This is a genomic window from Congregibacter sp. (assembly GCF_047617445.1).
Lineage (GTDB): Bacteria > Pseudomonadota > Gammaproteobacteria > Pseudomonadales > Halieaceae > Congregibacter.
The window spans coordinates 22,127-35,510 of the sequence record NZ_JBLGBE010000003.1; the positions used below are offsets into that span (position 1 = coordinate 22,127).

15 protein-coding genes are annotated in these 13,384 nt (G+C 56.0%); 3 read left to right on the plus strand and 12 right to left on the minus strand.

The genetic code is table 11. The annotated features are described in order from the left end of the window. Positions 1-41 precede the first annotated feature (41 nt). From tolB to ACI9KD_RS01770, 12 genes are all read right to left on the minus strand, one after another. Positions 42-1,328 (minus strand): Tol-Pal system beta propeller repeat protein TolB, encoded by a 1,287-nt coding sequence (gene tolB / locus ACI9KD_RS01715; RefSeq protein ID WP_414979412.1) that lies wholly within the window; start codon positions 1,326-1,328, stop codon positions 42-44. Next, the gene (gene tolA, locus ACI9KD_RS01720) at positions 1,328-2,095 is read right to left on the minus strand and encodes a cell envelope integrity protein TolA (RefSeq protein WP_414979413.1); all 768 of its coding nucleotides are present in this window, start codon (positions 2,093-2,095) and stop codon (positions 1,328-1,330) included. Before tolA ends, tolB begins: the two co-directional genes overlap by 1 nt. Next, positions 2,092-2,511 carry a protein TolR gene (gene tolR, locus ACI9KD_RS01725; protein ID WP_414979414.1) on the minus strand — a complete coding sequence of 140 codons (420 nt, stop codon included), beginning with the start codon at positions 2,509-2,511 and terminating at the stop codon, positions 2,092-2,094. The genes tolA and tolR overlap by 4 nt, the downstream gene beginning before the upstream one ends. Next, on the minus strand, positions 2,511-3,221 hold the full coding sequence (tolQ, locus tag ACI9KD_RS01730; RefSeq protein ID WP_414979415.1) for a protein TolQ: 711 nt from the start codon (positions 3,219-3,221) through the stop codon (positions 2,511-2,513). Before tolQ ends, tolR begins: the two co-directional genes overlap by 1 nt. Before the next feature lie 15 nt (positions 3,222-3,236). Beyond that, entirely contained in the window at positions 3,237-3,662 is a 426-nt protein-coding gene (gene ybgC, locus ACI9KD_RS01735; RefSeq protein WP_414979416.1) for a tol-pal system-associated acyl-CoA thioesterase, read from the minus strand. Between the two features lie 13 nt (positions 3,663-3,675). Then, positions 3,676-4,725 (minus strand): Holliday junction branch migration DNA helicase RuvB, encoded by a 1,050-nt coding sequence (gene ruvB / locus ACI9KD_RS01740; protein WP_414979417.1) that lies wholly within the window; start codon positions 4,723-4,725, stop codon positions 3,676-3,678. A 41-nt stretch (positions 4,726-4,766) separates the two neighbouring features. Further along, complete coding sequence (gene ruvA, locus ACI9KD_RS01745) at positions 4,767-5,378, minus strand: Holliday junction branch migration protein RuvA (protein ID WP_414979418.1); 612 nt, start codon at positions 5,376-5,378, stop codon at positions 4,767-4,769. A gap of 18 nt (positions 5,379-5,396) precedes the next feature. Next, on the minus strand, positions 5,397-5,915 hold the full coding sequence (ruvC, locus tag ACI9KD_RS01750) for a crossover junction endodeoxyribonuclease RuvC (protein ID WP_414979419.1): 519 nt from the start codon (positions 5,913-5,915) through the stop codon (positions 5,397-5,399). A gap of 71 nt (positions 5,916-5,986) precedes the next feature. Then, positions 5,987-6,733 carry a YebC/PmpR family DNA-binding transcriptional regulator gene (locus ACI9KD_RS01755; protein WP_414979420.1) on the minus strand — a complete coding sequence of 249 codons (747 nt, stop codon included), beginning with the start codon at positions 6,731-6,733 and terminating at the stop codon, positions 5,987-5,989. Positions 6,734-6,821: 88 nt separating this feature from the next. After that, positions 6,822-8,603 (minus strand): aspartate--tRNA ligase, encoded by a 1,782-nt coding sequence (gene aspS, locus ACI9KD_RS01760; protein ID WP_414979421.1) that lies wholly within the window; start codon positions 8,601-8,603, stop codon positions 6,822-6,824. 35 nt (positions 8,604-8,638) lie between these two features. Then, positions 8,639-8,950 carry an FmdB family zinc ribbon protein gene (locus ACI9KD_RS01765; protein ID WP_414979422.1) on the minus strand — a complete coding sequence of 104 codons (312 nt, stop codon included), beginning with the start codon at positions 8,948-8,950 and terminating at the stop codon, positions 8,639-8,641. A 257-nt stretch (positions 8,951-9,207) separates the two neighbouring features. Further along, positions 9,208-9,627: an HU family DNA-binding protein gene (locus ACI9KD_RS01770; RefSeq protein ID WP_414979423.1), complete on the minus strand. Its 420-nt coding sequence runs from the start codon at positions 9,625-9,627 to the stop codon at positions 9,208-9,210. Positions 9,628-10,074: 447 nt separating this feature from the next. On the opposite strand from ACI9KD_RS01770, the gene ACI9KD_RS01775 reads away from it, so the two are divergent. From ACI9KD_RS01775 to ACI9KD_RS01785, 3 genes are all read left to right on the plus strand, one after another. Further along, entirely contained in the window at positions 10,075-11,790 is a 1,716-nt protein-coding gene (locus tag ACI9KD_RS01775) for a proline--tRNA ligase (protein WP_414979424.1), read from the plus strand. A 37-nt stretch (positions 11,791-11,827) separates the two neighbouring features. Continuing rightward, positions 11,828-12,403, plus strand: a complete 576-nt coding sequence (locus ACI9KD_RS01780) for a lytic transglycosylase domain-containing protein (RefSeq protein ID WP_414979425.1) — start codon at positions 11,828-11,830, stop codon at positions 12,401-12,403. Positions 12,404-12,477: 74 nt separating this feature from the next. Further along, a complete protein-coding gene (locus ACI9KD_RS01785) occupies positions 12,478-13,329 on the plus strand; it encodes a helix-turn-helix transcriptional regulator (RefSeq protein ID WP_414979426.1) in 852 nt (283 codons plus the stop codon). Positions 13,330-13,384: the final 55 nt, after the last annotated feature.

Below are 13,384 nucleotides of genomic sequence, written 5' to 3' on the forward strand. Positions count from 1 at the left end.
AAACAACTGCCACAAAAACAGCTGTCACTAAAAACAACGGCTTAAAATTGCAAGTAAGGTGACCAGGCTGGCTCGCGAACATCACCACTGCGGGCTGGCAGCCTGAACTTTACGCCACCATCCACCGAGACCGCAGCCAGAATGCCACGATCACCAAACTTGGTGGCATACAATACCATGGAACCATTAGGTGCGATACTTGGACTTTCATCCAAATCGGTATTTGTGAGGACCTGAAGTCGGTTGCTCACCAGATCGTGAATGGCGATTTGAAACTCGCCTTCCCTCTGGTGTACCAGAACAACATTCCGACCGTCCTGAGCGACCCTGGCGCGGGCATTATAGTTACCCTCAAAGGTGACTCGCTCGGTCAAACCACTGCGCAGATCATAGCGATAAATCTGTGGCCGCCCGCCGCGATCAGAGGTGAACAAAAAGGCGCGCCCATCGGGCATCCAGCTGGGCTCCGTATCAATGGCGTAATGCTGGGTAACCCGTGTCAGGCGTCGGCTCGCCATATCCATGAGATAGATATCGGGACTACCGTCTTTGGACAGCACCATCGCTATCGAATTACCGTCTGGAGACCATGCGGGGGAGCTGTTAAGCCCTCGAAAGTTGGTTAGCTGCTCCCGCTCTCCGGTGGCCAGAACCTGTCGAAAAATTGCCGGCCGACCGGTTTCAAAAGATACATAAGCCACTTGCTTGCCATCCGGCGCCCAGCTAGGCGACATAATGGGTTCGCGAGATTCGAGCAAAACAATAGGGCGTGCACCGTCCGAATCTGCAAGGGTCAATCGGAAGTAGTCCTTGCCTGTGGGGTTTCGCGTGACCGATACGTAAATCAATCGAGTCGCAAAAGCCCCGGGAATACCCGTGAGCTTCTCGTACACCGCATCGGAAACGCGGTGCGCCAGCATTCTGGCCTCCCCAACGGGGCCTGCAACGCTTCCTTCTGCGATACGGGTCTGGCGCAATACGTCGTAGAGCTCGTAGCGCAACGACAACTGGTCGCCCTCCGCTGTCGCCCGCCCAATCAGAACGTACTCGCTGGCAATGGCTCGCCAATCGCGATAGAACACCTCTTCTTCTCGACTAGGGAAGCCAAGCATATCGGCGCGATTGACCGGCGAAAACTGCCCGCTGCGCTCAAAATCCTCGTGGACCACTTCGGCCATATCTACCGGTGCATTCCCAGCACCTTGCCAGGCAAAGGGCACAACCGCGACCGGCGTCGGATCATCAACGCCCTGGGTGATTTCTATGACCAGCTGGGCTTTAGCCAGCGGTGCAATCAGGAGTACAGCTAGAACAATTAGTCGGAACATCAGTAACGCAGATCCTCGGGTCTAAAGAGTAACTGGAAGCGGCGAAAGGTCTTTTCGAATTCGCGGCCCGGCAAATTTTTAAGCTCCGGGAAACTCCCGGCTTTCTCCACGGCATTCATGGCGGAGCGATCAAAGGCGACACTGCCGCTGGAGCGGATAACACTAACAGAAACGATCTCACCAGTAGGTACAAGCTGTATCGCCAGCAGTGCCTCCATACCGTTGCGGGCACTGGGAGGGCGGCTCCAGTAGCTCACCACCGTATCGCGAACAAGCGCCGCGTAACTCGTAGACATCTCTTCCGCAGTCACTGCCACCTGGGTGCTGTCTTCCGCGGCCATGGCGGCAGCAAGCTCGCGCCGACTGATCGCCGCAAGCTCTGCAGCGCTAATGCGCTCCTCTACTTTAGGCTCGACCTTGGGTTTAGCTGCGGGCGCCTTACTGGGCTCGGTCGTGGTTTTGGACGGCGCTTTACTGCTTGAAGTCGTAGCCGTTTTGGACGCGGCCTTTTTCACAGGCTTAGGTGTCGGCTTGGCTGCCGGCTTAGGCGTCGGCTTGCGAACCTGCTTCTTGGGCTTTAGGGACGCAGCATCAATCAGTGTTGCGTTTATCACCGTAGGCGGCAGCACTCGCGCTTCGATGGTGCGCGGATCGCTATCAGCCTGATAGCGCAACAAAATCGCCGCCAGCAGAAGCAAATGCAGTGCCAGCGTACCAGCGATGGGCAGCAGGGTGAGTTGTCCAAGACTGTACCAATCTCGAATCACCGAGGATTCTCAGTCACCAGACCCACTCCCGGGGCACCCGCTTCTTGCAGCGCTGCCATAAGACTCACAACCTCTCCATAGGCTACGGCTTTGTCCCCCCAGACCAGCACTGGCTTGCTTGGACTGCGACGAATCACCGCGCCAACGCGTTGCTGCACTGTCGCCAGAGACAAAACCTGATCCTCTTGGCCACCGACGTTCAAAAACAGCTGGCCTTGAGCATTGATGGATACGATGAGGGGCTCTGCGTCTTGATTATCCACCGGCTCTGTCTTGGCCTGAGGTAAGTCAACTTTTACGCCTTGCATAAGCATCGGCGCCGTGACCATAAAGATGATCAACAACACAAGCATCACGTCGATATAGGGTACGACGTTTATCTCGGCCATAGGCCGAAAGCGGGCGCGACGCGACATTACTGCTTGGCCTCGCGTTGCCGGGACTTCAATGCATAAGCCTGACGACCGAGAATGCTGGAGAACTCATCTACGAAGGTGTCGTAACGCTTACCGTAGACATCCACCTTCGAGGCAAAGCGGTTGTAGGCCATCACAGCAGGAATAGCCGCAAAAAGCCCCATGGCCGTGGCCACAAGTGCCTCAGAGATGCCCGGCGCAACCGTAGCCAGCGTTGCCTGAGTCGTGTTTGCCAGTCCACGAAAGGAGTTCATGATTCCCCATACGGTCCCAAATAGTCCGATATAGGGGCTGGTGGAGCCAACCGTTGCCAGGAAGGGTAAGTGCTGCTCCAAACGCTCTTCCTCTCGCAGCATGGCTACGCGCATTGCCCGGCGAGCTCCCTCAAGCATCGCTTCGGCGTCCATATCGGTTTGTTGGGCAAGTCGAGAGAATTCTTTGAAGCCCGCGCGAAACACGCCTTCAACGCCGATAATCGGTTCTCCCTCAGCCGCCCGCTCACTGCCTTCGCGATACAACTGCGCCAGGTCAACACCGGACCAAAAGTGCTCTTCGAAATCCAGCATTTCAGCCGCCGCATTGCGGAAGTAAAAGAATCGCTGAAAAATCATGTACCAAGAAGTCACGGATGCTGCCATGAGCAAGGCCATAACCAGTTTGACGGTGATCCCGGCATCCATTACCAGGTCAACCAGGCTTAGTTCGTCCAAGTTAGTTCGTCCAAGTCATTCTCCGGGAGAATTGAGCGCGGCGCGCAGTGTATCAAGCATCGGTTTGGGGATGCGACGCGGCGTTAGTGATTCAGGGCTCACACAGGCGAGAGACACAGCCGCCTGTGCAATCAAGTCACTGCCGCGACGGACACATTGCTGAAGTTTTAGCGACGCGCCACCCACTGACGTCAGCGCCGCTGTGGCATGAAGCTGATCATCTAGAAACGCTGGCCGGTGATAGCTCACAGACAGATCGCTCACCACGAACATCAACTCACCATTGAAAATAGCGGCTCGGTCCATGCCCAGGGATCGCATGAACTCTGTTCGTGCGCGCTCAATGTATTTGAGATAATTCACGTAGTAGACAATGCCGCCCGCATCCGTATCTTCGATGTAGACCCGAAGGGGCAAAGAAAATTCCGTTAGCTCATTCATATTGGGCAAGCGGCTAGGAGTCCTGACCTTCGCCAGATTGCTGGGTAGGCCTGCCATCACTGGGCATGGGCACCCCGAAATGCTGGTAGGCGAGGCGAGTCACCATGCGTCCTCGAGGCGTGCGCATCATGTAGCCTTGCTGAATCAGGAAAGGCTCCAATACATCTTCGATCGTGCCTCGCTCTTCAGATATAGCCGCCGCAAGACTATCCACACCTACGGGACCTCCGTCGAATTTTTCGATCATCGCCAGGAGTAGCCGCCTGTCCAAATGATCAAAACCTTTAGCATCAACACTCAGCAGATCAAGAGCACGATCGGCGATATCGGCGTTAATCGTGCCGTCGCCTTTTACCTCAGCATAATCACGAACCCGTCTGAGCAGACGGTTAGCGATACGCGGCGTGCCCCGGGACCGCCGGGCTATCTCTTTAGCGCCCGCGTCATCCATCGGGATACCTAAAATTCGCGCTGACCGCGCAACAATCACCGCCAGGTCATCGACTGCATAAAATTCCAGCCGCTGCACGATCCCGAAGCGATCCCGAAGCGGTGACGTGAGCAAACCTGCTCTCGTGGTAGCACCCACCAAGGTGAAAGGTGGCAAATCCAGTTTGATGGAGCGCGCCGCAGGCCCTTCACCAATCATGATATCCAGCTGGTAATCTTCCATGGCTGGATAAAGAATCTCTTCAACGAAAGGGCTCAGTCGGTGAATTTCATCAATGAACAGGACGTCGCCAGGCTCCAGGTTCGTCATGAGAGCCGCGATATCACCCGCCTTCTCAAGTACCGGACCCGATGTCGCCTTTAAAGACACGCCCATCTCGTGGGCAATAATGCTCGCCAGCGTTGTTTTACCCAGTCCCGGGGGGCCAAATATCAGCGTATGGTCCAGGGGCTCATCACGACCCTTAGCCGCGGCCAGAAAGATCTCCATCTGCTCCCGAGCGACGGGCTGACCAATGTATTCCGCCAGAGTCTTTGGCCGAACAGCGCGGTCCAGCGCCTCCTCGTTCGTGGTTGTGGGGGCTGGAGCAATTAGGCGATCTGTTTCAATCATGCGTGTTTTGTCACTGTTTTTACTACCGTCATATCGATGTCCTAACTACTACGAACCGTAGAGCGGAGCGCAAGACGGATCAGTTCTTCGCTGTCGGTGATGGCATCGCTATCGACCCTGGCAACCAGTCGCGCTGCCTCGGCAGGCTTGTATCCCAGCGACACCAATGCGTCTTCAGCATCACTGAGCTTATCGGAGGTAGCCAAAGGTAACTCCAAACCGTTGGCCGAGTCGGCAATTTGACCCAGCCACCCGGATAGACGATCACGCATTTCGATTAACAATCGTTCGGCGGTTTTCTTACCCACCCCAGGCAGCGCAACCAGCGCTGTAAGATCGTCCCCGCGAACCGCTCGGGCGAAGCTATCGCTGTCCATCCCGGAAAGAATCGTCAGCGCCAGCTTGGGGCCGACACCACTGACCTTGATCAAATGCCGAAACAGCTCACGATCGCGTTCACTCACAAACCCATACAGTGTCTGCGCGTCTTCCCGAACAGCATGGTGCGTCAAGAGCGTTACCGCCTCGCCCAGAGCCGGAAGCTGAAACAGTGTCGTCATAGGCACCTGAACTTCGTAGCCCACGCCCGCAACGTCAACCAATATCTCCGGCGGCTGTTTGTGCAGCAATGTCCCTGAAATTCGACCGATCACTTAAGTATTCCTCACTGATTAGCGCATACGACCACGGCGAATCGCCGTGGCACCCACAACCCGGACTAGTCCATCACGGGTATGAGCGTGGCAAAGTGCCGCAGCAAGGGCGTCCGCCGCGTCTTCCTGCGGCTGCCCGGGAAGGTTGAGCAACGCTTTGACCATATGCTGAACCTGGGCTTTATCGGCCGCGCCGGTACCGACCACGGATTGTTTTATCTGTCTTGCCGAATACTCACTGACATCCATGCCACGAATCACACAGGGCACAATCGCGGCACCTCGAGCCTGGCCCAACTTAAGAGCCGCATCCGCGCTCTTGGCCATAAAGACCTGCTCAATAGACAGCTCCGCTGGCCCGTGGAGCTCCACCAGCTCGGCCACGCTCTGAGCGATAATACGCAGCCGTTCGGGCAAGGCCCCCTTGGGCAAACGAATTACACCGCTGGTGATATAGCTGTTTTTGCCGTTTAAGCTGCTAATTATACCGAAGCCGGTCTTTTGGGAACCGGGATCAATACCCAGAATAATTGTCATGAGCTGCGTCCCAGCGGTCGCTATGCCGAAACCCCATGATATGTATAAACATACAGTGTTTCCAGCAAAGATCAGGACAGTGCTTCGAGAACCTCGTCAGGGATGTCGACGTTGGAATACACATTCTGCACATCATCAAGCTCTTCAAGCGCGTCGATCAGACCCATCACCGTCTCGGCACCGCCTGCATCAACGGGTATCGTGGTCGAGGCAATCATGGTGACTTCGCCCTCTACAGGCTCCAGGCCAGCTTCTTCCATGGCCGCTTTAACGCCGGAAAGCTCTTCCCAGGCAGTGGTTACCTCAATGGAGCCATCGTCCGCTGCCTCAACATCCTCAGCGCCGGCCTCCAGAGCCGCCTCCATGACCTGGTCCTCGTTAGCACCGGGAGCAAAGCTAATCTGCCCCTTACGTTCAAACAAGTACGCTACCGAGCCGTCCGTGCCAAGGTTGCCGCCGCGCTTACTAAAGGCGTGACGCACTTCGGCTACCGTACGATTGCGGTTATTGGTCATAACCTCAACCAGGACCGCGATGCCTCCAGGGGCATAGCCTTCGTAGGTCAACTCTTCGACATCGTCGGCTTCGTTATTACCGGCACCTCGAGCAATCGCTCGATCAATGGTGTCGCGAGTCATGTTTGAGCCAAGAGCCTTGTCTACCCCAGCACGCAGGCGGGGATTATCCTCAGGTAGAGGGCCCCCTTGCTTCGCCGCAACCACCAGCTCACGAATAAGCTTGGTAAACATCTTGCCGCGCTTGGCATCCTGTGCCGCCTTACGGTGCTTGATGTTGGCCCATTTACTATGTCCGGCCATCAGCGATTCTCCTTGATTCTTACTTTAATACGCATAAACCGCACAATAAACGCCCAGACGCGACACCGACAACTCGATCTACACTGCCTTAACTATCGGTTTCTTGCTTCTCTGGCTCGCGTAAACGCACGTGCAGTTCACGCAGCTGAGCAGCACTCACTGTGCCAGGCGCCTCGGTCATCACGCAGGCGGCAGTTTGAGTCTTTGGAAAAGCGATGACATCGCGAATCGACGCTGCGCCGCACATCAACATCACGATACGATCAAGACCAAACGCCAGACCGCCGTGAGGCGGTGCGCCATACTTGAGCGCGTCGAGCAGGAAGCCAAACTTCTCCCGAGCCTCTTCAGGCGCAATACCCAAAATATCGAATACAGCTTCCTGAGTCTCGAGGTTGTGGATACGAACGCTACCGCCACCGAGCTCCGTGCCATTTAACACCATGTCATAGGCGCGCGATAAAGCTTCGCCAGGGTGTTCACTGAGGGTCGCCAGGTCACAAGCAGGCGCCGTAAATGGATGATGCAAAGGCGTCCAACCCCCGTTGCTGTCTTCCTCAAACATGGGGAAATCTACAACCCATAGGGGCGCCCAACCCTCGCTCACCAAGCCCTGGTCTGTGCCTACTTTGATGCGCAGCGCACCCAAAGCCTCGTTAACGACACCCACGCGATCGGCACCAAAGAAAATAATGTCGCCATCACTGGCTTCGAGACGCTCCATCATCTGAGCTACAACGTCGTCTGGCATAAATTTAAGAATGGGTGACTGCAGCCCTTCCACGCCTGCTGCCAAGTCATTGACCTTGATCCAGGCCAGGCCGCGGGCGCCGTAATTGCTGACGTAACGGGTGTAGTCATCGATCTCCTTCCGCGAGATCGATGCGCCGCCGGGCACTCGCAAGGCCGCAACGCGGCCCAAGGGATCATCTGCCGGACCCCGGAAGACCTTAAAGTCCACCTGTTGCATCAAGTCATCGACCGAGACAAGCTCCAGAGGAATGCGCAGGTCAGGCTTGTCAGAGCCGAAGCGCTCCATGGCCTCGGCCCAAGTCATATGCGGGAAGCTTGGAAGATCAACGTCAAGCACCGACTGAAACAGTCCGCGCACCATGCGCTCAGTGATCTCCATAATCGCCGCTTCATCCAGAAACGACATTTCGATATCAATTTGAGTGAATTCCGGCTGACGATCTGCGCGTAGATCTTCGTCGCGAAAACACTTGGCGATCTGGTAGTAGCGATCAAACCCAGAAACCATCAACAACTGCTTAAAGAGCTGCGGAGACTGCGGCAGCGCAAAAAACTGCCCGGGATGGGTTCTACTGGGCACCAGATAGTCCCGCGCGCCCTCAGGCGTAGCGCGGGTGAGGATGGGCGTCTCAATATCCAAAAATCCCTCTTCGTTTAGAAAGCGACGCACTACATCGGTCACTTGCGAGCGCAGACGCAATCGCTGCTGCATCTCGGGACGGCGAAGATCCATGTAGCGGTAGCGCAGACGAACCTCTTCGCCCACAGAAGTGTGCTCATCAAGCTGGAAAGGAGGCGTGACGGCGGTATTAAGCACTTCAATTTCTTTGCCGAGCACCTCGATCTCACCGGTATCCATATTTGGGTTTACCGTGGCATCGCTGCGCGCCCGCACTCGACCCGTCACCTTGAGGACATACTCCGTCCGCACGCGGTCGGCGGTCGCAAAATGCTCCTCGGTATCAGGATCAAAAACCACCTGAACAATCCCCTCGCGATCACGTAGATCCAGAAAAATCACCCCGCCATGGTCTCGCCGCCGGTCCACCCAGCCACAAAGTGTTACGGTCTCGTCGATATCGGCACTTCGCAGAAGGCCGCAGTTATGACTGCGCATGGTGGTTCCTATTTAAGGGTTGATACGGCAAATGATCAGGCAGCGGTGCTGCCGCTGCTGGAGTCGGGTTTGGATGGCTTAGCGGCTGTACTGTCTTTCTTGCCACTCTCGGAGCCGGCCCCGGACGTGTCTGAGGACCTATCCCCAGCCAGGTTCTTTTTGTTGTCACGCTTGAAGTCGGTCTCATACCAACCGCTACCGGCAAGCCGAAAAGCGGCCGCAGAGACTTTTTTTCGTAGAGCGGACTTGCCACAGGCAGGGCAATCCGTCAGCGGCGGATCACTGATTTTTCGGAGCGCCTCATGGAGTTCCCCGCATTCAGTGCACTGGTATTCGTATATGGGCATAGTAGTTAATCCTGCCAACCCAGGGGCGTTCAAGCCTCTGGCCGGAGCCGTGTTAGAGCACTAGCTGTTGCGCTAGGGCCATTTTTTAAAGCGGCGCGGATTCTACCTCAGCTCGCGAAGCGAGCCAATGGGAGAACGTCAGCCCTAAAGTTCGGGTTGACGGTAGACAAGAAGGAGGCCGCCCGACCCCTGGAGGCGCCGAACGGGCTCGGATTAAAGAGAGAAGCGCCCCTAACAGGCGCCCGCCCCGCCCTATATCAGGACTGGGCAAACTCCTTCATCTTCTTCAGTGGGCGAACCTTCACAGCCACGCTGGCTGGCTTCGCCTTGAACATAGTCTCTTCACCAGTAAAGGGATTAATACCCTTTCGCGCCTTGACCGCAGGCTTCTTCACAGTGGTGATCTTCATAAGGCCCGGTAGCGTGAACTCGCCAACCGCACGCTTCTTAACACTGCGCTCAATGAGTGTTTCAAGCTCAGCCATAACATCACCAACCTGCTTTTTGGACAGGCCTGTGCTCTCAGCAATGCTGGCCAAGACCTGAGTCTTGGTCATCTTTTCTTTGAGCGCGGGAGCGGGCTTCTTAACGGGAGCTGCGGCTTTTTTTGCAGGCGCTTTTTTGGCTGCTACTTTTTTCTTTGCCGGAGCTTTCTTTACTGCTTTAGGTGTCGCCATGTTTATGAACCTTCCTTACGGGATAAGCGTTTTATATTTCACAACACGACGCGTTTTCTACCGGGGGCCAGAAGTCATGAAGCGGACCAGCAATCAGACTACGACTACTGATGCACCCCGCGACAGGAGCTTTGCCAGAAAAAACGCCGCGTTTCTCCATTTAATGACCTGGGTATACAAGTCGTGATTTTGTCTTCTACGCAATCCAGTGAACAAGCCAAAGATGCTGCATATGTAGCTTCGATCACGACTTGCTGATATTTATAAATCACTCGACACTACAATACAAGCGTTTATCCTCGCGTACCGCAAAAAAACCCTATATTTTCAGGTATTCACGAAAAATTCGTCCCGCAATTACGCGCAAGACACTGCGATTCGTATCTGTACCACCGCTCCATTGCGATTTACACTCCCCTGCAATCAAAGCAACGAGGAAAAACCCCCATGCGCAGTAGCGAGTTTCTTATCACTACGCACAAAGAAACGCCGGCGGATGCGGAGATCATCAGCCATCAACTGATGCTGCGCGCCGGACTGGTCCGAAAGCTCTCTTCGGGCCTGTATACCTGGATGCCCATGGGACTCAAAATTCTGCGCAAGGTTGAACGCGTGGTCCGCGAAGAAATGGACGCGGCAGGCGCTCTGGAGCTGGCCATGTCCATGGTCCAACCCGCGGAGCTGTGGCAGGAGTCAGGTCGCTGGGAGCAATATGGCCCGGAACTGCTACGCATACAGGACCGTCACAATCGCGAATTTTGTCTCGGACCTACTCACGAAGAAGTCATCACGGACATCGTGCGCAACGAAATCAGCAGCTATAAACAGCTACCGCTCAATCTCTATCAGATTCAAAACAAGGTTCGCGACGAGATTCGTCCACGCTTTGGCATTATGCGAGCGCGTGAATTCCTGATGAAAGATGCTTACTCCTTCCACACCGACCAAGCATCTCTGGAAGCGACCTATCAAGTTATGCATCGCGCCTACAGCAGGATCTTTGAGCGTCTTGGACTGAACTTCCGACCCGTCATGGCCGATAGCGGCAGCATTGGCGGCAATACCTCACATGAATTCCACGTATTGGCTGATTCGGGCGAAGACGCCATCGCTTTCAGTGACACCAGCGACTACGCAGCCAACATCGAGCGGGCTGAGACACTGGATCAAAGCGATCAACGCCCCGAAGCCTCTATGGCACTGAGCAAGCTTGCAACGCCCGGGGTAAAAACCATCGCGGATCTCTGCGCATCGTTGGGTGTCCCCGCACAACGCACGGCAAAGACCCTGTTCGTCGAAGCCGCGGAGGGCGGGCTCGTGGCACTGGTGCTTCGTGGCGACCACGAACTCAATACCATCAAGGCGGAAAAGCACCCCTTGGTAGCGTCGCCACTGCGCATGGCCACAGAAGAAGAGGCGACCGCAGCCTGCGGTGCAGGCTTTGGCTCCATAGGGCCTGTGGGCCTGTCCATCGCCGTGGTTGCGGACTTTGCCGCCGCAGCTTGCGCCGACTTCTACTGCGGTGCCAACAGCCCCGACGAACACTTCGAAGGCGCAAACTGGGACCGGGATATCAACCGCTATGAGCGCGCCGATCTGCGCAGCGTCGTCACTGGTGACCCCAGTCCTGACGGCGAGGGCACGCTGCAGATACGCCGGGGCATCGAGGTAGGCCACATCTTCCAACTTGGCACCAAGTACAGCGAGACTATGAATGCCAAGGTGCTCGACGAGAATGGTCGCAACGTCACCGTCAGCATGGGCTGCTACGGTATCGGCGTGAGCCGCATCGTCGCGGCCGCCATCGAACAGAATCACGATGAACGAGGCATCATTTGGCCGCGAGCAATGGCGCCCTTTCAGCTGGCAATCGTGCCCCTGAACATGCACAAATCCACGGCGGTAGCAGAAGCGGCAGAGGCATTACATGCCCAGTGTCTGGAACGCGGCATAGAGGTACTCATGGATGATCGCAATGAGCGGCCTGGCGTAAAGTTCGCAGACATGGAGCTACTGGGCATACCCCACCGCGTGGTCATCGGTGATCGCTCTCTGGCCGAGGGCGAAATCGAGTATCAGGGTCGACGGGACAGCGAAGCACAACGTGTACCGTTAGCGGATGCCATGAATTTTGTAGATCGCCAACTAAGCCAAGAGGCCTGAGATCGCGCATCTGCTCGAGTTCAGGTACGCGCTGTGCGTGCTGCTGTCAGTGGTCGCGGGTAATCTCGCGGCCCAAAACATCCAGCCTGCTGAGAGCCTGGAGCGGGAAGCGCTGCGGCAGTTCCTGGAAGCGAACGTTGCAGCCAGTGATAGCTTTGATGACCGTTTTGACGCCGAGGTCTGGCTAGTGGACATGAGCGCCAGACTGACGCGCTTTGTACCCGAGGCTGACGCCAGACTAAAATTACTGAGGCAGATTCACGCAGCGGCAACACGCAGCACGCTCTCTTCGGAACTGGTTTTAGCGGTAATCGAGGTAGAGAGTCACTTTGACCGTTTTGCCGTATCCCGCGCAGGCGCCCAGGGCCTCATGCAGGTTATGCCATTTTGGAAGAATGAGATCGGCCGCCCAGACGACAACCTCACAGACAATCTTACCAACCTCGATTACGGCTGCCGTATTCTGCAGTTCTACCTCCAACGCGAGGACGGCGTCCTACACAAGGCCCTGGCTGCATACAACGGCAGCAGTGGGCAACGGGTCTATAGCGACAAGGTCGAACGGGCCTGGCGCGCGCACTGGCGCACGGCAAACCTGGACTGGAGTGAGTAACGGTTTGACATGACACTGCGTCCACAACACACTCGCCATACTGTAGAAAAACCAGCCACAGCGGCACATCTGGAATGAGCACACTGACATTACTGAGTGAGTGGAATCGCGATCTAGCCCGAGCCGTCGGTGCGTTGGGTCGAGATGATTTTTTCCCGGCATTGATCGCCGCAGTGCGCGAACGAGTGCCCATCGCTTATCCACAGATCTGGCTGTATCACCGCGACCTTCCTCCAAGCGTGCTCTACCACGAGATTCCCCCGGCAGCGGTTGCCTCGCAAATCGACGCCTACCTCGAAGGCCCCTATCGCGAAGATCCGTTTTTTCAGGCTTCTATCGATCGCCCGAAGAATCGCATCTATCTACTTTCGCGCCTCACGGCGGGACGCCTCGAGTCATCCAGCTACTACCATGACTATTACTCGGACACTGGCACCGTCGACGAGGCGATATTCCTGTCTCAACTTCAAGGTGGCAGCGTCATTAACTTATCCATGATGCGCTTGCCAGAGCACGGCGCCTTTACCGAAGATGAGTTTCAGCTGCTCTACTCCCTCGCTGACCCAATCTCCGAACTCTTGCGCATTCACAGTGAGTTTGATGCCTTCGCAGTAGCGAATCTCATCCAGCCAGGCATAGACCATCAGATTGACCTGGCCTTTCGCACCTTTGGCACGTCGCTTCTATCGCCCCGGGAAAAGAGCGTCCTTGAGCTGATGCTCCGGGGTTACGGCACCGACACCACAGCAGAACGATTGTCGATTGCTAGAGAAACCGTGCGCCGGCACCGTAAGAGCATCTATCGCAAACTGGACGTCAACTCGCAGACCGACCTTTTTTCTTTGTTCCTGAATACGATGTCCTGTTTGGGAGAAGCTGCGGGCGATGATCCGTTAAAAATTTACATGGGGCCCGCCCGACCATAGCCCCTGATGACCAATGCGGGGTATTGCCGTATACGCGGGAGATAGCAATAGTGCC

Coding starts and splice junctions, on each gene's coding strand:
- tolB (WP_414979412.1), bottom strand. CDS start 1,328: ATGTTCCGACTAATTGTTCTAGCTGTACTCCTGATTGCACCGCTGGCT.
- tolR (WP_414979414.1), bottom strand. CDS start 2,511: ATGTCGCGTCGCGCCCGCTTTCGGCCTATGGCCGAGATAAACGTCGTA.
- ybgC (WP_414979416.1), bottom strand. CDS start 3,662: ATGAATGAGCTAACGGAATTTTCTTTGCCCCTTCGGGTCTACATCGAA.
- ruvB (WP_414979417.1), bottom strand. CDS start 4,725: ATGATTGAAACAGATCGCCTAATTGCTCCAGCCCCCACAACCACGAAC.
- ruvC (WP_414979419.1), bottom strand. CDS start 5,915: ATGACAATTATTCTGGGTATTGATCCCGGTTCCCAAAAGACCGGCTTC.
- ACI9KD_RS01755 (WP_414979420.1), bottom strand. CDS start 6,733: ATGGCCGGACATAGTAAATGGGCCAACATCAAGCACCGTAAGGCGGCA.
- aspS (WP_414979421.1), bottom strand. CDS start 8,603: ATGCGCAGTCATAACTGCGGCCTTCTGCGAAGTGCCGATATCGACGAG.
- ACI9KD_RS01765 (WP_414979422.1), bottom strand. CDS start 8,950: ATGCCCATATACGAATACCAGTGCACTGAATGCGGGGAACTCCATGAG.
- ACI9KD_RS01770 (WP_414979423.1), bottom strand. CDS start 9,627: ATGGCGACACCTAAAGCAGTAAAGAAAGCTCCGGCAAAGAAAAAAGTA.
- ACI9KD_RS01775 (WP_414979424.1), top strand. CDS start 10,075: ATGCGCAGTAGCGAGTTTCTTATCACTACGCACAAAGAAACGCCGGCG.
- ACI9KD_RS01785 (WP_414979426.1), top strand. CDS start 12,478: ATGAGCACACTGACATTACTGAGTGAGTGGAATCGCGATCTAGCCCGA.